The following is a 17,848-nucleotide window of genomic DNA, read 5'->3' on the forward strand; positions in this document are numbered from 1 at the left end:
GGAATGGAAATCCGAAATTAATTCTCCGATTGGATCACTAAAGTGGATTGTTGGGTTTTGGAGTGTTTCACATCCAGACCATAAATCAGCACAGTTGGCACCGCGTATTGAGAATCGAAAGTATCGATTGCAATCGCGATCTTATTTCCTGCAGGAACATCATAAGCTACCGCATTTAGATCGATAGATAGATCTTTTGTTTCATACCATCCCGCGTCGAAAATAGTCCCGGTACCATGAGTGATCAAAGTAGCGGTGCCATATTTATCTACATCGTAGAAGTAAACGTTCACATTAGCCTTTCCAAGGCTGGAAGAGATCTTTCCGTTCCAGAACATTTTACCTCTAATTTTCAATGCAGAGCCTAATGTAGAAGATTGGTATACAATACCGTTCACTCTACTTACGAAACCTAAATTGGTTTGTACGGGAATTTCAGCATGAGCGGCAAGAATATCCGAAAGCAAAGGAAATCCAGTGCCGGCAACTGTATCCGCTCCGGAGAGGATCCCTGTGTTCGTAGTGGTAGTATTCTGGCTCGTGGATAATTCTCCGTTGGAGAATAAACCTCTTGGTTTTAGATAAAAAGTTTTATCGGAAACGGTAGGAGAAGGCCAAGAAGGAAGAGTTACTCTAGGACCCGCAAAACGTTTCTGGAAAGTCACCTGAGGTTTTTCCATGATCCCGTTATTGATCCCTTTCAACCAATAATCGAACCAATCGTATGCGTTATCCCATACAAAACCGGAGATCCCTAATATACCGGTCAACTCTGCGCTTGCATGGATCCCTTCGTTCATTAAAAGTTTTTTAGGAACGGTGATCTTAGAATAATAATCTAAAACCGCGTTCGGGTTAAATAAGAAGTCCTCGAAGTTATTCGAGATCAGGACCGATTTACCTGCGGAAGCATTCAATTGTCCTACAAAAGTTTCAGGAGAACGATCTGCCGCCCATGCAGTTACAAAATCGATATCCGTATGTTGTAGAAGTTTTCCGAAATTCTCTGCGATGATCGGATCAGGTCTTCCTGTGATGTAACCGGAAGCAACTAGTATCAGTCCCCAGATCAATCTAGGAGTATCATTCCCATAAAGAGAACGTTTGAGATTTCCCCAACCGCTCATTGCAACTGCAGTTTTGATCCTTGGTTCGGTGCTTACACCAGCTAAGGAAATTCCGGCACCATAAGAGATACCTGAAATACCGATATTTGCGGAATCGGTTTGTGTATTCGCAAGTAACCAATCGATAATTTTGCTTAAGTCAGCTCTGTCTTTCGGACCTGCAGTATCGATGAGTCCTCCGGAAGCTCCGAAACCTCTGGTGCTATAAGATAGAACGATATATCCCTTTTTAGCGAGTTTCGCGGCAGGAACCAGATACTCGTATTTGTTCAAGGCCCAACTGTTTACGAAAATTACTGTAGGGTATTTTCCAGTGGGAGAAGGTGTACTAGGTGTGAAAAGGCTAGCCTCTAACACTACCCCGTCGTTTGCAGTTACCTTAATTGTATTATCGAAAGTGAAACTTCCGTCGCTCTCTTGCGCGAATACATTTTGGATCTCTCCACTGGAATCCTCTAGTTCGGAAACTCCTTTGTTTCCGGCAGCTTGAGCCAGGCTTAGATCTACAGAGGCTAAGAGGGCTGCAGCTTCCGCATTTTGAGAAGAATCACTTTTACAAGAGTAAAATGATCCTCCCACGACCATCATTAGTATGCAAAATCGCATAACTAACGTTCGATATATTTTTCTCATCACTATTCTCCATACGCTTTTTCAGTCTTTGACTTTTTAGCTAATTTATGGAGAGGGAGTATAAGACAGTTATCAGTAGGGGTCGTCTTGGATTCGAATTTTGGACAAATTAAAAGGTCCTAATTTTTTATTTAAACTAATTCGAAAGAAAACGTTCGTTCAAATTAAGAAACTTTGGATTTTCGGAGATACTCTCTCGGAGAAACACCTTGTATAGATTTGAATGCAAGATTGAAAGTCGCCTTGGAATTGAAACCGGATCTGTAAGCGACGGAAAGAATATTGGCTCCTTCTTCTTTTTTTAATATACGAACCGCTTCCGCGACTCTGTAACCGTTTACGAACTTTGAAAAGTTGGTTCCTTTCCTCTGATTTAGAAATTCTGAAAGTTGATATGGTTTGATATCTAACTGATTGGAGAGTGTGGAAAGAGAAAGGTCTTCTTGAAGATACAATTTTTCTTTTATCATCAAACTTTCTAGACGATTTTCTAGATCTGTCGTATCCACACCTTCTAATCTGGAATTACGATACGCATCTCTCATAGAAGGTCCCATCTCGCTGAAAACTTCCGGAGCATAGATCTGTGCCAGATAGCCTGCGACTGCGTAGATCACAGTGCTTAAGACGGATATGAATAATAAGTTAATGTCTCTGATTAAATAAGAGATGACAAGGATAGAAGTTACACTTCCGCTTCCGATCACAACGAACAGAAGTATCCTTGCTCCTGCATCTTTTTTAAGTCTCTCCAATCGGAATGCGGCTCTTGTCTGCCATACGATCGAAGAATAAAATACCAAATTAGCTGAATAAGCGCCTAACAGTAGGATATCCGACCAACTCGTGGAACCTTTTTCAAAATAATCCACAGGACGACTTAAAAAGATTTGAGGTAAAACTAAATACAAGATAGGAAATAAGATAAGAAGAAGTATTCCTGGAAGATAAAAACTCCTTTCGAAGGCTGTGAACTTCTCCTCTCGAACCGTAACAGAATACAGACTATACATCCCTGGTCCTAAAAACCAAGCGAATGGAATATGAAGATGATTTAAAAACGAAGGTTCGAAATAAATCCCCTTTAAAAGAAAATAAACGTACAAGAACTGGATAGAAACACAAAAAGATAATAAAGATAAGATCTTTAGGCCGGCAGATTTTTCCGGCCGGAGTAGGCATGCCACAGAAAGTAACATGCAAAAAAGCACTCCGAAAAACACGATCTCATGGAAATGTGGAACCACGAACTAATTGGATGAAATTTTATCCCCTAGTTGTCAAGTTCTTACATTCAGAATAGAAGTTTGCAAATCGCTTTTCAGGGCCAAAACTTGGGTCGTTTTTAGTCTAAATAACCTGGAAAGGGTCCGTTTTTTGGGAATCCTTCTAAGTTTTTGGTGAAAATTTTCGAAACTATAAGTATGGCATTCAGAGGGTTCCTCATACTATTCTTCTTAATACCCTCTTATCTATTTTCCGAAACTCCAGTATTGTTTCGATGGAAAATGAAATCCGGAGACGATCTGGAATTGAACGAATACCATCGAGTAAAAGCCAGACAAGGTGTTAGAGTCATCCATAGAGAGGATAAGAATCGGATTTTACTTAAGGCGACTTCCTGTAAAAAGGAAGGCTGCGATCTTTCCGCTATATTCGATACCTATATTAAATTTCCTGAATTAGATCCCGCCTTCTATAAAGATAAAACTTTCAAGAGTAAATTCCATATTTCAGAAACCGGGCAGTATACGGTTCCTCCGGAATACAGTATGCCAAACCTAAGATCGCTACCTAGCTTTTCTTCTAAAGAAGTAAGTGTAGGAGAAGAATGGACCAAACCTGCTTCTGAAAGTTTTCAGTTCTCCGCCACTAGGGTAGAGATCCCAGTCCAAGCAAAATACGTCTACCAAGGAAGGGGAGACTGGGAATACGCAGGAAAAAAAGGGAACGCAGATCTGATCGAATATAATTATAATTTAATGAAAGAATCCGATCCTATTGCTCAGAATATTCCTTACAAAATTTACGGTTTTGCAAAAGGGAAAGTATTTTTCGATTCAGAGCAAGGTGTTCCTCAATACAAATATGTACAGCTTGCTTATACATTTGTTTTTCCGAACGGTATCGCGCAAGAAATGTCTTTTGAGATCCATGGACTTTATTCTAAACAAAACTCTGTTACGGAGAACGATAAGGACAAAATTGCGGAAGAAGTCAAAAGGATCCTAGGGCCTTTTCCAGAGGGAAGCACTTATCCTAAAAAGAAACCGACTGGTAAAAAAGGCAACGGGTTAGAATGGCCTGAATGGGAAGGAAACCCTGAAGAAGAAGTTGCCGACCGCGCGCCTGTTGAGATCAGAAAATCGAACGAGGGTGTCGTACTATCCTTAGATAATCTTCTTTTTGATTATAATAAATCCGAATTAAAGCCTGAAGCCAAAAAGGTTTTAGAAAGGATCGCAGACGTTCTGAAAAAATATCCTGACAGAGAGATCCGGATCGGCGGACATACGGACGATAAAGGGAGCCAAGAATATAATCTCAAACTTTCCCAAGACAGAGCATTGTCGGTTCTCCAAGAATTAAGAGATTCTCATGGACTCGAAGAAACCAGAATGTCTTATAGAGGTTATGGAAAGTCTCAACCTGTTGCGGAAAATTCCACAGAATCAGGCAGGGCTAAAAACCGAAGAGTGGATATCACCATCGTTTTAGAATAATCTTCGGCTTTTATCCTTTTGTAAAAATGTTCGGATTAAAAATAATCTTCACTTTTACATTCGTTGTAATGATTATTTTCCATTAAACAAGAAAGAAGGATGCTATTATAGGATTCCGTTCCGGGTTCATGAGCGCCCACTGCTTGGCAAACCGCATCCCTCATTACTTTTCTTCTGTCTTGGCAGCGTTCAACAGGATCGATTCCGCAGGATATAAAACCGAATATTAGAATAAGACAAAATACAAGGCTTCTAACTTTCATTCTTTTCACCTATTTCTGTTTGGATTAGCAAGCGGATAACATAACGAAGGATATAAAAAAAGCAAGGAGTTTTGCCAAAATAGGCGGAGAAACTTTGACGTAAAACGGATTCTATTCGTGGATATAGCCCCAGCTTTCTAACACTTTTCGAACTTCTTTTCCTAAGGCAGCCTGCTCAGAAGATTCCGAATTTCCTGAAAGTCCGGCATCGTTATAAAAATAAGGTATTTTAGAAGTTTTGAATTCGTAAGGAAGTTTTGCAGAAGCCACTGATTCGGGAGAGTCCCTGTAAATTTTAGAACTCGCTTCCGATAGAATTCCCCATTTTCCGGATTTATAATCTTCCGGTTTTCCATCTTTGGAAATGGACAAACGAAATCCGAAAACAGGCTCAACTGTGTAGAAGGAGAGAATACTTTCTTTTCCTGGTGTTTGTTTGACTGTGAGAGACGCTGACTTTGTTTCTATTTTGTTTTCGGTAAACGGAGTATCCGATTGTATTTTATAAATTCCCGCTTGGATTCCGATCTCTATCTTACGTATACATTCTTTTTCACAGGCAGGTAATCTGAGTTTGAAAACATTCTTTTTCAAGCTGTGCGAATCCAATTCCTGTCTTGCTTTTGTCAGAAGCGGCGAATTGGAAGAAGAAAGATTTTGTAGTTCTCCTGGATCTGAAACCAAGGAATAGAATTCCTCGGACATCTTATGTGGTTCTCCCTCTTTGGTCCTTCTTACAAAATCGTAGCCTGGATATCTGCGAATGAGTTTGTATTCTTTGGTACGAATGGATTCTGAAAATCTGCCTTCAGTATATACAAAGTTTTCGGATTGCGGACCTTCTTCTCCATAGATTGCTTTAGAGTAATCATTTCCACCGCAGAGGTTCCGATCACAAGGTAAGCCCAATGCTCCCGCTAAGGTGGGAAAAAGGGAAAGTAAGGAAACCTGTTCGGAAAAGATTCTTTTTTCAATATTCGATTTTGCTGATGCAGGAGGATGAATGATCCAAGGTACCTTTATCTCTTCGTCGTAGTGAGTTTCCCCGTGGGCATGCAGATTTTCCGCCACGAAATGGTGATGGTAATAATGTTCCATGGATTGTAATTCACCATGGTCTGCGACTATAGCGATCCAGGATTTATCGAAAGCTCCAGTCTTTTTAGCTTCTTCAAGAATTTTACCGATAACTTCGTCGGTATATAAGATCTCTGCCATATACTTTCTTACGTAAGGATCGTAACTATTCCAGATCTTGGGATCGGTTTTCTTTGCCAGAATGTCCATGTACTTTCTTTCCGGCAGATACGGATAATGAGGAGTGTTGATATTTATATGGAGGAAAAATCTTCTGTTTTTGTTCTCTTTTAGGAACTGGACGGATTCTGCAAGTATCAGTTCCGTATCATCTTTGTCTTTTCCTGGCTGGAATAATTTATGAAATCCTAGATCCACTCCCACTCCTGTATAATCCAATAGAAAGACATTGTTCATAAGACTTGCGGTCAGATAACCTTTGGATCTGAGATGGTTCGGAAGTGTTTCAGGCTTTTTAGAATAGAATATTTTTCTATGAAGATTACTGGAATAGAACCAAGCATTTCCAAGACCTAATTCGGATGCGATCTTAGAAGTAAAAAAGGAGATCATACTAGGTTTAGTCCAATTTCCGTTGGAGTATGCATTCTCGAAAATTATAGAATCGGAAGCGAGTTCGTCCAAATAAGGACTTGTAGGGACTGGAGAACCGCCGAATCCCAAACGATCCGGGCGAAGAGCATCTACCACGATCAATATTACGTTTTCTTTAGGTCCCCAAAGTTTCGGATCCGCCACCGAAGCATACAATGTGGGTTGTCCTACAAATAAAAGATCATTTTGATTCTTAGGAACCCATTCAAAGTTCCAAGTAGTAGAAGGATTCTCCTCCAAAGACTTGGAAAGTGATTCCGGGATCTTGATCTTATGATCGATCCATTCTTTTCCTTGGCTTTGTAGTTCCTCGGAGAATACAATAGAATCTCCTAGTTTAACGATCAATTTTCCGGAGCTTGGAATATACTCCCCAGAGGAAGAAAGCGCAGTCGTGGAAAAATCCAAAATAACATTTTGTAGATCGTAAAGTTTTGCCCCGGGGATGATAAACTCGGAGGAAATATCACAGCCGCCATTTTGAAAAAGTAGCAAACTATCTCTGGATTCGTTCAGCAAAGTTTGTTTATCTTTTAATATAGTAAGTTGAGTGTTTCTCCATTTTTCGTGAAGAGGAAGTTCCGAATAACGGGATGGATTCTTTTTATAATGATAGGAGATCTTTCTGATAGCTTCTTCTGAATTTCCTCTGCAAACACTTCCTGTTTTTCTTAAAGAACGAAGTCCATCCCAAACGGGAATTATGGTCTCTTCTTCATTTGGAAATGATCCTGGAAAAATTTGCCTACAATCCTGTAGAAGGTAACAAAGCAGGATCGGGATCAATGTCCTAGAAAGTTTGGAACCAAAAGAAATCATAAGGGACAAGGACAGAATTTTACTTGAGGGGTCCGCTTACAACCCTTATAGTCCGCAACGCGGGCTTCAGGAGCGAAGCGACTATCATCCGGATGAACACCATTCAGTGAACGGTCGTTTGAGCGAACAGAACGTTCGTTACTAAAAATTCAATGGACCTGTGGGATCGGTGTCTAAAAAATAGGGCCATAGAAACGATCTTCGATCCTTCGAAGATTTTTAAACCAATCCCAAGGAAAAGGATTATGGCAGAAAAAGGCATTTCAAAAGACCTGATCGGCACAAAACTCGACTCCTACGAATTCGACGTGGAAAGAGGAAAGATAAAAGAGTTTTGTCTAGCGATCGGCGAAACCAATCCGATATACTTCGATCTAGAAGCGGCAAAAAAAGCGGGATACGAGGACATTCCAGCTCCTCCTACATTTCCCACAGTGATCCAATTTTGGGGATATCCAAAAATTTGGAAAGATATGGAAAACATGGGAGTGGATACTTCCAGGATCCTTCATCTAAAAGAAAAATATAATTATGTTAAAACTCTTTATCCTGGCAGAGTTTCTTCTCAGGGAGAATGTGTTAACGTGACTGTAGGTAAAATGGATACTATGACTTTCCGTACCACCATTCGTAATGCGAAAGGTGAAACAGTGATTGAAGCTGAGATGTCCATTTTCATCCGTAAACCGGAACAGTGATAGGAGGATTAAGATGAGTAAGATTGAATTCGACAAGTACGAAGTAGGACAAGAACTCCCTCCTTTAAAAGTGGATACCATTACACATGCGCATTTAGTGCGTTATGCGGGAGCGAGTGGTGATTTTAACCCAATCCATAACGATCCGGATTTCGCTCGTAAGACCGGATTGGACGGAACTATCGCACATGGTATGTTCGTAATGGCTCAGATCGGAAGACTTTGCACTTCTTGGGCGGACCAAAAACAGATCAAAGAATTCGGAGTAACTTTCAAAGCGATGACCAAGCCTGGACAAAAGTTAACTTGTTCCGGTAAGATCAAACGTAAGAAAGAAGAAAACGGAGAAAAACTCCTTACAGTAGCTGTTGAGGCTTCTGACGAATCGGGAGAAGTAAAAGCATCCGGAGAATTAGTAGTTATCTGCTAATCTTTTTGTTTCTCTGAATTTTAAAAGGCCTCCGATCTCGGGGGCTTTTTTATGCTGGATATTCCGGAGTTTCTCTGGATTCGATCGCGATGATCGTGATATCGTCGTATCTTTGTTCGTCCCCTCTGGATTTTTCTTCCATTACGACCAATTCTTCCAATAGTTTTTGGAGACTGACATTGGAAAGTGTGGAGGCCCTGGATGCGATTGTCTCCACAGTGCTCCATCTATTTTCCTTTCTTCTGTTCTCTATGAGTCCATCGGAGAAAAGTAATAAACGGCTTCCTAAGGGGAATTTATGGGTGGAGAACTCGATCTCTAAATCATCGAATAGTCCTAGTATCGGACCTGTTTTGTGAAGTAATTCGAATGTACCGCCGGAAAGTAATACCTGATCGGGATGTCCCGCAGAAGCATATAGAACTTCTTTTTTTTCTAAATAGATATCGGCCACAAAACAAGGGAAGATACTTTCCAAAGTATCAAACTTTCTTAAAAATCTTCCATTCAATTCTTTTAATACATGAGTAGGGCAGGGTAGTTTTTTTAACTCTTCGTATTCTGTCTTTAAGGCCATGGTCATAAGACTTGCCTGTACTCCGTGTCCTACTGCATCTGCTAAGAGTACCCTTACTTGGCCTGGGTTGATCTCGGAGATATCTAAGAAGTCCCCACCCACTTTTTCCAAAGGTTTGTATACATAGTCGAAACGAATTCCTTTGATCTCTCTTTCAGGAGGAGTGAGTATCTTTCTTTGTACGTTCTGAGCGATCTCTAATTCTCTATTGATCTGCTGCAGAGTGTCGTTTAGAACTCTTGTCCTATCTTCTACCTTTTGTACTAACTTTTCTTTCATTTCGAAAAGTTCTAGGTTCATGGTTTGCAGATCTTCTGTGAGAAGTTTTGCTTCTTTATATTTGGATGAACGATCCGAAGCGATTACCAAAGACTGCAAGAATACGAATAGTACTAGTGCAATATGAGAAACCTGAAGAGAAGAAACTTTTAGAATATAAGTATAGAATAGATCGATCGCCACTCCTAAGAATAATATTCCCGATCCGTATAAGATATAAGAAGAATTACTTTCTTTCTCAAAATCTATCCCGAAGATTACATAGATCACGTAACCGATCGTGATCCCTATAAACAAATGGAAATAGGGGACCTTGCTGCTATTGAATTCCAAAGATCCGAATAGGGTCATTAGAATGAATAGAGAGATAATTGCTAAGGAAATCTGTACGTATAGTTTAGATGCGTAAGCTTTGAAGGTTTCATAGAAGAAAAGAAGATACAGTCCAGTAGCACACATCATGGAGATCTGTTCTATAATCTGGATCCCGTTTTGGTTGATCGAAGGAAAAAATTCCATGAGAAGTCTTGTGTTCGTAACAAGAGTCCTCATACCGATCGCCATACTCATGAATCCGAAATACAAAGGGGCCTTGCTGGATCTTAAGTATAAATACAGAGAAATATGATAGAGTCCCATGATCACTAGACTGGAGAACGCAAAAATATCCGTAAAGATGGTCCTAGTTCTCGTGGATAACATCACTTCAGAAGGACCTAATTTGACTGGAGAGCTGATGCCTCCTTGCCTTGCGAAATTATTCGTAACGAAAAGTGAAACTTCTATCTGACTGGAACTAGGAACGAAAGAGAAAGATCGAGGTTGTACTCTCGCGACACTGGCTTTAGGAGAAGTAGACGGGCCTCCCGATTCTCCTAAGAACTCTCCGTCCAAGTACAATCTGTAGGAACTCCAAACAGTGCCAAAACCTAAAGTGAGTACCTTCCCCACCCAAACATCTGGTAAAAGGATTTTTAATCTATAGGTTGCGTAACCTAATCTTTCGTACGACGGATGTAATTCAGTCTCTCTATTCCAAGAACCCGGGACTGTCATATTCCCATGAAAAGATTCTAGGATTTTTCCGGGCTCTTGGCTCCAGAAAAATTCCCATTCGCCGGATAGATCAACCGGTCCGGAACTTGTACTTTGGATCCCTCTAAGGTCAATTACACCTTTGTAAGCGCGTAAATTTTCCTCCTTATGCCAGGGGGTCAGGGACAAAAGGAAAATGAGGAAGCCGATGGGTCCTAATAAAAAGAATAAGTATTTTGCCGTGTGCATTGAGCAGGAAGGTTGGACCATCCTCCATCGGGTTATATTTTCTCGTCAATCTTTCTCCGACTAACAAGAGTATTCGAGAAAATATTGGAAAATAATAATTTCCAAGCTTAACTCTAGAACATTGGACCTTCTACTTTTTGCTTGGATTCCGTAAATACGAAAGAAGCGCCCTAAAGATTAATTTGGGGAACTTCAAAGATGATTAGAGGAAAAAAAACGAAGAAATTATACGTCGAATACGACGTTTTTTGGAAAAAAGAAGTATTTTGACAAATCGACTCCAAAAGCCGGAAATTCCTGTTGCCATGTTGGTCCTCGGGAAGAGCATGAAAAAGACCGATACCGAATCACAGATATGAGCCGTTTTTATTTTTCTAGAAACTATTCTATTTTAATTACCGTTACACTTGTATTGGCTTTCTATTCTGCGTGTTCAGGGGAAAAGGATGAGCCTTCTATCCTGGAAATCAGAGATTTATTGGACTCCGGTCATTTAACGGAATCCGTTCAGAAGGCAAAAGATAAGGCACTTATCATGGGAAAAATGGATCAGGTCCATTATTTAAGAGGCTGGATCCATTATTTACGCAAAGAGGATCCTTCGGCAGAAAAAGAATATAAACTTTGTTTAAAGGAGAATAAAAACTCCATCGATTGCCTAAGGGGACTCGCTCAAATAGAAAAACATAAACAGAATTTTGAAAAGGCAGAAACAAGGTACAAACAAGCCTTGGTGATTGCACAAGCCACCAAAGATCAAGAATACAGTTCTATGTTGCTTACGGATCTGGGAAATCTGGCTCTTTCTCAAGATGAAAGAGAAGAGGCTATGGACTGGTACAATAAGTCCATCCAAGTAAAACCGGAAGGTTCCGCTTATTATGGGATTGGCTTTGTACATTTATTGGATCGAGATAAAGTGGCTTCTATCCAATCCTTAAAAAAAGGATTAGGAACTGAATACAGAGACCTGATCATTAAAGCGGAAACCTATTATCTTCTGGCAAAGTTACAAAACGATTTCGAAAAAAATCCGAAGGCAGCAAGCGAGTCCGCAAAAAAAGCCTTCGAATTATTTCCAGCAATGGAGAAATACTCAAAATCTTGGGAACAATATTCCAAACTTTCCAGTTCTAAATAAAACAGGACCCAATGAATTTTCTCAGAACGATCTGGCGTATTATCCATAAACAAATCATTTTACCTTTCCAAGAATCTTATGCCCCTATCCACGAAGTTTGTTTGGGGACCACTGTAGGTTTACTTTGGTCTATGACTCCTTTAGTAGGAGTGCAGATGTATTTAGGATTAGGGACTTGGTTGATACTTCGATTGTTCCGTATCCGTTTTTATCTTCCGATCGCGATTGCAATGATCTGGATCACAAATCCTGTTACTGTCCCGTTTTTTTACTCTCTATTTTATTGGCTAGGAAAACATGTTTTACTTTTGTTTGGCGTTCCTTATCAACAGATCAGTTTTGACACGTTATTGGCCATCTCTAAAGAATCGGAATCAATGGATCTGATCAGCGGATTGTATCATTGGACAATTTTCTTATTCGATAAGATGGGACTTCCCATGTTCATAGGCGGTTTTGCTTTTGGGATCCCTCTGGCATTACTCGGTTATCCGATCACTTATCGTTTATTAAATACCTATAGAGCCAGAAGGGCCCAAGAAGAAGGTATCAGCCTGCAGGAATGGGAACTAAAACATGTTAGAAAAGATGTGGGATTATTCGCTACCAAAACGCAGTAGGTCCATCGTATAACGTTCGTTCTTTTCAATATATTTTTTCTAATTTAAACATTATTAGTTGTCTGAATTTCTTTCGGATCTGCATATTATCTGTTACTCGAATTCAATCCGGAGAGAATATATGACTCGTCGATTCTTGGCCGCCTTCTTTTTTACGGCCATCTTATGGAGCCTCCCTGTTTCTGCTCAAAAATTTGAAACAGATGCGGACCTAATGAAATGGATCAAATCCTTAAAGTATGAAACCAACCTAGTGCCTCTTTCTAATAAGGATGGAAAGTTGATAGCAAACATCCAAGTCCCCAAAGGTTACAAATATCTAAATCCGAAAGATAGTAAGACCGTATTGGAAGATGTTTGGGGAAATCCTCCTACCAGTGAACCTGGATTAGGGATTTTATTCATCGCTAATGAAACACCATTGGATCTAGGATCTTATGCGATCACTATCGATTATGTGGACGAAGGACATGTGGATGATGAGGATTCCAAAGAGATCAAATACGACGAACTATTATCCGATCTGAAAGATGCCTCTAAGGAAGAAAGTGAGCAGAGAAAGAAAGACGGATACTCAGGACTGGAATTAGTCGGCTGGGCTTCTTCTCCTTATTATGATTCTACCGCCAAAAAATTGCATTGGGCGAAAGAATATAAATTCGAAGGCACTGAAACAAATACCCTCAATTATAATATTCGGATTTTAGGAAGAAGCGGTTATCTTCTACTCAATGTGTTAGGAGATATTACCGTCTTAAAAAGAGTAGAGAATGATGTGGGCAGAATTCTCAAGAGTGTGGAATTCTCGGAAGGAAACCGTTACGCGGACTATGATTCTAAAATAGATAATTTAGCAGCATACGGGATCGGAGGTCTGATCGCAGGAGGACTTCTGAAAAAAGCAGGATTGTTTGCGGTGATCGGCGGATTCCTACTCAAGGGAGCAAAACTATTGATCCCAGCTGCGATCGGTCTCTTTTACGCAATCAGGAGATTGGTTTTCGGAAAAGGAAAACCGGAAGATACTGCTTCCGGACCAGGCGACAAAGAAGCCTAAATAATTCCTAAAAGATTGGAAAGCGTTTCCGCATCATATTGAGATTTACCGGAACCGCTTTCCGCTTCTGCGATCAAAGAAGCTATCTTACGATTGATTGGGGCCTTATGCCCGATCTCATCCGCTAAACGTACAATTTCACCATTCAGATAAGTGATCTCAGTCGTCCTTCCGTGATGGAGGTCTTCCCACATCGAAGATCTTGCTTCCGGATCAATTTTGACCATGGAAGAAGCCACTTTAAAAAATAAGAAATCAGGCAGTTTAAGAATGATAGGCGCAAGCCAGGGGATCATTTTTCCTGCGCTTGCGGGTTGGATCCCGGAGAGTTTGAGTATTTCTAAACCTTCTAAGATCATAGAGGCCAAAATTTTTCTATAAGTTCTTTGGGATAATTCTTCTCTAAGAGGAATACCTGCGAGAGCGTTCAGGCTATTATTCAAATTGAAAAGTAGTTTTCCCCAAAGCACTCCTTCCATGTTTTTATGAATGATAGAAGGTAATCCTGCTTTTCTTAAATAAGAATGGACCTTATTCCCAAATTCGTTCGATTTAATTACAAGTTCCCCGCTTGTTCCTTGGTGAAATTGCCCTTTTCCTTTTGCCACCACATTGAATGGGACCATACCCGCCAAGTTCCTGTCGCCTAACTCAGGTAATACGGAAGCAAGTTCTTTCGAATTTCGGACCCCATTCTGAAAACTCACTACGATAATTTTAGAAAGTTCTTCAGATGAAAGAAGGGACCGGATAGATTTTCCAGCTTCTACAGTATCCTTACTCTTTACCGTGATCAAAAATACGTTCGAGTCCTTGGCTTCTTTTATATCAGTAACGTAACGAATTTGGCTTGGAGCGAGGGTAAAAGAATTTCCCTTATAGTCGCTGATCCCTAAACCGAATAATTGGATCTCTTGTTTTAATCTTTCTCTACCTACAAATACTACAGGATACCCTGCTTTTACCAAGTACGCTCCGATATATGTTCCGATACTTCCGGAACCCAAGATCGCAAATTTCGGGGAAAAACTCATAAGCGGAAAGAATGAAGAATATTAGAAAAGTACCAACTATAAAATCGGTATTCTACGCTTAGGTTTGGGCATAAAAAAAGCCGGGATCCAATCCCGGCTTTTTCAGACACAACGTTCGAAATTACTGATTAGATTTCGCGTTGGAAGCCATTTTCAGGAAGTAACCTTCCACATCATACCAAGGTTTTCCGGAATTCAGAGTGTTAGAGCACTGGATATGGTCTATACCAGTAACTAGAAGTCCGTAATCAGGTCCACCTTTGAAGGTTCCCCATTTCAAAGAAGTGTAAGGAACGAGTCCATCGCAAGTTCCGCCTTGTCCATTGAACAATCCACCAGCGATACAAGCAGGTTGGATCAATCCCATTAAAGGGTGTTGGATTAGGTCAGGGATGGTGATGTAAGATCCGTAAGAGAAATACTTAACGGAAGAAGCATCAGGAGTACGGCTATTGAAAGCAGCGGTTCCACTGGTAGAAAGTGAACCCAAAGCTGCAAGAGCGTCTTGCTCTCCTTGGCTCCAGATTAACTGAACGAAAACACCAAGAACAGTGCTTACGAAAGGTTTAATCCAACTAGGCAGCACAGCGTTTACGATGTCTGCAATTGGAGATCCTCTGTGAGGAGTGTTCAAAGTGGTCAAAGTAGAAACTTTGGAAGAAAGTCCCAGGTTGGTAATAGCATAACGGCTATCCAATCCACCTTGAGAGTGGCCAAGAATATGTACTTTGCTGAATCCGTTTGCAGCCATATAGACAAGAACTTTGTCCTTTAGCTGAACTCCACGAGTCTCATTGGATTGAGCCGCAGTTTTAGCTGGTGCATATACGGTAGCTCCTTGGGATTGAAGGTATGTGTCCATTCCTCCCCAGTAGCTTAAAATACTGATAACGCCGGAAGAATCATTTCCCCAACCGAAAAGTCCGTGGGAAAGAACGATTGGATACGATCCGGCTAATGGTTTGGAGGAAGATCCTCCCCCTGAAGCGAACAACGTGCCGCTACACAAAAATAGGAGCAATACCGCTAGTCCTAATTTACGCATTTGAGTTTACCTCTTCACTATTCTCTTGCTGTCTATATGGTCTCAATTTGAGATTCGCTTAGTTTAACTTGTTCGCTTTTTCTATTTGTATCACTCAGTACAAAACCCGAGCTTTTGAAGATTAAATCAAGACTCCTAACTGTCAAGATAAAACGTTCGAAAAAAGTGCTGATAAAATAACGTTTGATATGAAACTAATATCTTTTAATAACAGTTGGTTTTTTATAAATATTCCTTTAGGGATAATTTGAGAGGAGAAGGTCTCCGCTTGGAAAATCCGGATTTTCAAAGCGGACTAACGCATTTGGGGTATAAGATACTCTGTTTTGGAAATTTTTTTCTGAGATCTTTTGGATTTGGCTGATTTAATGTGGATCGTGTTCTAGTTTGGGCGGGGCTTTCTGCTCTGTATTGGCAGATGGGCGAAGGTTCCGAGAAGCCCAACAGTGCTATAGTAAACTGGCTTTACTCGTTGCATTGAATGTATAATCTTCTTTTTTGTATGAACAATCGTTCATGTATATTCCAAAAATTTGAAAAAGATTGACTATGGATTATTATACACTTTCGTTGCGAAGCTCTAAGAGATAGAATAGAGAAGAGGAATCATATGAAGTACGATGTTCTGATCAAGAATGGAAGAATATTCGATGGGGAAGGGAACGAATCTTTTATTGGAGATGTCGCGGTCTTGGATGGAAAGATTGCTGAGATCTCTAAATCAATTTCCGGTGGTGCAAAAGAGATCTACGATGCAAAAGGACTTTGGGTCACTCCAGGATTTATAGATTTTCATACACATTACGATGCAGAGGTCGAAGCTTCTCCTGGCCTCAAAGAGTCCGTGATGCATGGGGTGACTACAATCACAATGGGAAGTTGTTCTCTCAGTCTTTGTATCGGTACACCGGAGGACCTTGCGGATATGTTTAGTAGGGTAGAAGCAATCCCTAGGGAACAGGTGCTTCCTTTATTACAAAAAAATAAAACTTGGAATTCGATGAAAGAGTATGCGGACCATTTGAATTCACTTCCTTTGGGCCCTAATGTTTCTACCTTCTTGGGACATTCCGCTATCAGAGCTTATTCGATGGGATTAGAAAGATCTTTATCTTATGGAGTAAAACCCACCGAGCAAGAAATGGTCCAAATGGAAAAACTTCTGCAGGAGGCGATCGATTGCGGATACTTAGGACTTTCTATCAATACTCTCACATGGGATAAAATGGATGGTAGCCGTTTTAGGAGTAAGCCTCTTCCTTCTACCTTTGCTAAATGGTCGGAGATCAGCAGGTTGAATCAAATCGTTCGGAGAGAAGATAGGATCTTCCAAGGAGTGCCGAACGTTTCTACAAAATATAATGTTCTATTGTTCTTTAAGGAAAGTCTTGGGATTTTTAGAAAAAAACTGAAGACAACGATCATTTCTCTCATGGACCCGAGATCGAATCGTTCTATTTACAAGTTGGTGGCGTTTCTGACTCGGATCGTAAATACGATCTTAAAAGGAGATGTTCGTTTGCAAGCTGTTCCTGCTGTATTCGATCTATATGCGGATGGAGTAGATGTGGTTGTATTCGAAGAATTCGGTGCTGGAACTGCGGCCATTCATTTAGCGGATCTTGCTGAACGAAGAAAACTTCTCCTGGATAAAGGATATAGAAAATGGTTCCGCAGGCAATGGACAAATTGGTTTTTGCCTAGAGTATTCCATAGAGACTTTAACGAGTCCAAGATTGTAGAATGTCCCGACCAAAAGCTGGTTGGCAGATCTTTTTCAGAATTAGCCAAAGAAAGAAAACAACATGTGGTCGAAACATTTTTGGATCTATGCGCTGAGTACGGTAACGATATCCGTTGGTATACTGTGATCGGTAACGATCGAAAAGGGCCTTTAAAATATATAGTCAGTCATCCGGATGTATTGATCGGATTTTCAGATGCGGGCGCTCACTTAAGGGGAATGGCACATTATAATTTCCCATTACGTTTTTTGAAATTAGTGAGAGATGCAGAACTGGAAGGAAAACCTTTTCTCTCGGCTGAAAAAGCTGTCTGGAGAGTTACCGGAGAGATCGCGGATTGGTTTGGTTTGGACACTGGAAAATTAAAGATCGGTGCACAGGCTGATATCGTTCTTTTGAATCCAAATGGTTTAAACGAAAAAGTGGAGACTATCCAAGAAACTCCAATGCCGGAGTTTGGAGGAATGGTTCGTTTAGTTCGCAGAAACGAAGAAGCGATCCGCGCTGTGTTGATTAACGGAAAAGTTGCGGTGGAGAATGGGGCAGTTCTTCCTGAGATCGGAAAAGAAACCGGTTTTGGAAGATTTATGGCTTATAAAGAAAAGGATTATCTTTATAATTCCAGAAAGGAATCTAAGAGATTACCTGCATCTGTAGCTTAAAGTTATAATAAAGGCGGAA

General features: G+C 40.5%; 14 protein-coding genes. 7 read left to right on the forward strand and 7 right to left on the reverse strand.

What is annotated here, in order from left to right; translation table 11 throughout:
* Positions 1-17 precede the first annotated feature (17 nt).
* Together LPTSP_RS15615 and LPTSP_RS15620 are read right to left on the reverse strand one after the other, a co-directional pair.
* Positions 18-1,715, reverse strand: a complete 1,698-nt coding sequence (locus LPTSP_RS15615; protein ID WP_108929593.1) for an alpha/beta fold hydrolase — start codon at positions 1,713-1,715, stop codon at positions 18-20.
* Between the two features lie 209 nt (positions 1,716-1,924).
* Positions 1,925-2,959 (reverse strand): helix-turn-helix domain-containing protein, encoded by a 1,035-nt coding sequence (locus tag LPTSP_RS15620; protein ID WP_108929594.1) that lies wholly within the window; start codon positions 2,957-2,959, stop codon positions 1,925-1,927.
* 225 nt (positions 2,960-3,184) lie between these two features.
* Here LPTSP_RS15620 and LPTSP_RS15625 point away from each other — a divergent pair, with 225 nt between their 5' ends.
* Positions 3,185-4,483, forward strand: coding sequence for an OmpA family protein (locus tag LPTSP_RS15625; RefSeq protein ID WP_167396444.1), 1,299 nt, complete (start codon positions 3,185-3,187; stop codon positions 4,481-4,483).
* Between the two features lie 35 nt (positions 4,484-4,518).
* On the opposite strand, the gene LPTSP_RS15630 is transcribed toward LPTSP_RS15625, so the two are convergent.
* On the reverse strand, positions 4,519-4,746 hold the full coding sequence (locus tag LPTSP_RS15630; protein ID WP_108929595.1) for a hypothetical protein: 228 nt from the start codon (positions 4,744-4,746) through the stop codon (positions 4,519-4,521).
* Between the two features lie 111 nt (positions 4,747-4,857).
* On the reverse strand, positions 4,858-7,257 hold the full coding sequence (locus LPTSP_RS15635; RefSeq protein WP_108929596.1) for a sulfatase family protein: 2,400 nt from the start codon (positions 7,255-7,257) through the stop codon (positions 4,858-4,860).
* A gap of 245 nt (positions 7,258-7,502) precedes the next feature.
* On the opposite strand from LPTSP_RS15635, the gene LPTSP_RS15640 reads away from it, so the two are divergent.
* Both LPTSP_RS15640 and LPTSP_RS15645 read left to right on the forward strand, forming a co-directional pair.
* On the forward strand, positions 7,503-7,955 hold the full coding sequence (locus tag LPTSP_RS15640; protein WP_020769844.1) for an FAS1-like dehydratase domain-containing protein: 453 nt from the start codon (positions 7,503-7,505) through the stop codon (positions 7,953-7,955).
* Between the two features lie 13 nt (positions 7,956-7,968).
* Positions 7,969-8,385 carry a MaoC family dehydratase gene (locus tag LPTSP_RS15645; RefSeq protein ID WP_100708332.1) on the forward strand — a complete coding sequence of 139 codons (417 nt, stop codon included), beginning with the start codon at positions 7,969-7,971 and terminating at the stop codon, positions 8,383-8,385.
* 49 nt (positions 8,386-8,434) lie between these two features.
* Here LPTSP_RS15645 and LPTSP_RS15650 read toward each other — a convergent pair whose 3' ends face one another.
* The gene (locus LPTSP_RS15650; RefSeq protein WP_108929947.1) at positions 8,435-10,525 is read right to left on the reverse strand and encodes a SpoIIE family protein phosphatase; all 2,091 of its coding nucleotides are present in this window, start codon (positions 10,523-10,525) and stop codon (positions 8,435-8,437) included.
* 355 nt (positions 10,526-10,880) lie between these two features.
* Here LPTSP_RS15650 and LPTSP_RS15655 point away from each other — a divergent pair, with 355 nt between their 5' ends.
* The 3 genes from LPTSP_RS15655 (at position 10,881) to LPTSP_RS15665 (ending at position 13,343) form a co-directional block, all read left to right on the forward strand.
* Positions 10,881-11,666: a tetratricopeptide repeat protein gene (locus tag LPTSP_RS15655; protein WP_108929597.1), complete on the forward strand. Its 786-nt coding sequence runs from the start codon at positions 10,881-10,883 to the stop codon at positions 11,664-11,666.
* Positions 11,667-11,677: 11 nt separating this feature from the next.
* Positions 11,678-12,286: a DUF2062 domain-containing protein gene (locus tag LPTSP_RS15660; RefSeq protein ID WP_108929598.1), complete on the forward strand. Its 609-nt coding sequence runs from the start codon at positions 11,678-11,680 to the stop codon at positions 12,284-12,286.
* Positions 12,287-12,407: 121 nt separating this feature from the next.
* Positions 12,408-13,343, forward strand: coding sequence for a DUF2167 domain-containing protein (locus tag LPTSP_RS15665; protein WP_108929599.1), 936 nt, complete (start codon positions 12,408-12,410; stop codon positions 13,341-13,343).
* Here the strand turns inward: LPTSP_RS15665 and LPTSP_RS15670 are convergent.
* Positions 13,340-14,377, reverse strand: coding sequence for a 2-dehydropantoate 2-reductase (locus LPTSP_RS15670; protein WP_108929600.1), 1,038 nt, complete (start codon positions 14,375-14,377; stop codon positions 13,340-13,342). The genes LPTSP_RS15665 and LPTSP_RS15670 overlap by 4 nt on opposite strands.
* 121 nt (positions 14,378-14,498) lie before the next feature.
* Positions 14,499-15,422 carry a lipase family alpha/beta hydrolase gene (locus LPTSP_RS15675; protein WP_108929601.1) on the reverse strand — a complete coding sequence of 308 codons (924 nt, stop codon included), beginning with the start codon at positions 15,420-15,422 and terminating at the stop codon, positions 14,499-14,501.
* Positions 15,423-16,032: 610 nt separating this feature from the next.
* On the opposite strand from LPTSP_RS15675, the gene LPTSP_RS15680 reads away from it, so the two are divergent.
* Entirely contained in the window at positions 16,033-17,829 is a 1,797-nt protein-coding gene (locus tag LPTSP_RS15680; RefSeq protein ID WP_108929602.1) for an N-acyl-D-amino-acid deacylase family protein, read from the forward strand.
* Positions 17,830-17,848: the final 19 nt, after the last annotated feature.

Origin of the sequence: Leptospira johnsonii (assembly GCF_003112675.1) — a bacterium.
Lineage (GTDB): Bacteria > Spirochaetota > Leptospiria > Leptospirales > Leptospiraceae > Leptospira_B > Leptospira_B johnsonii.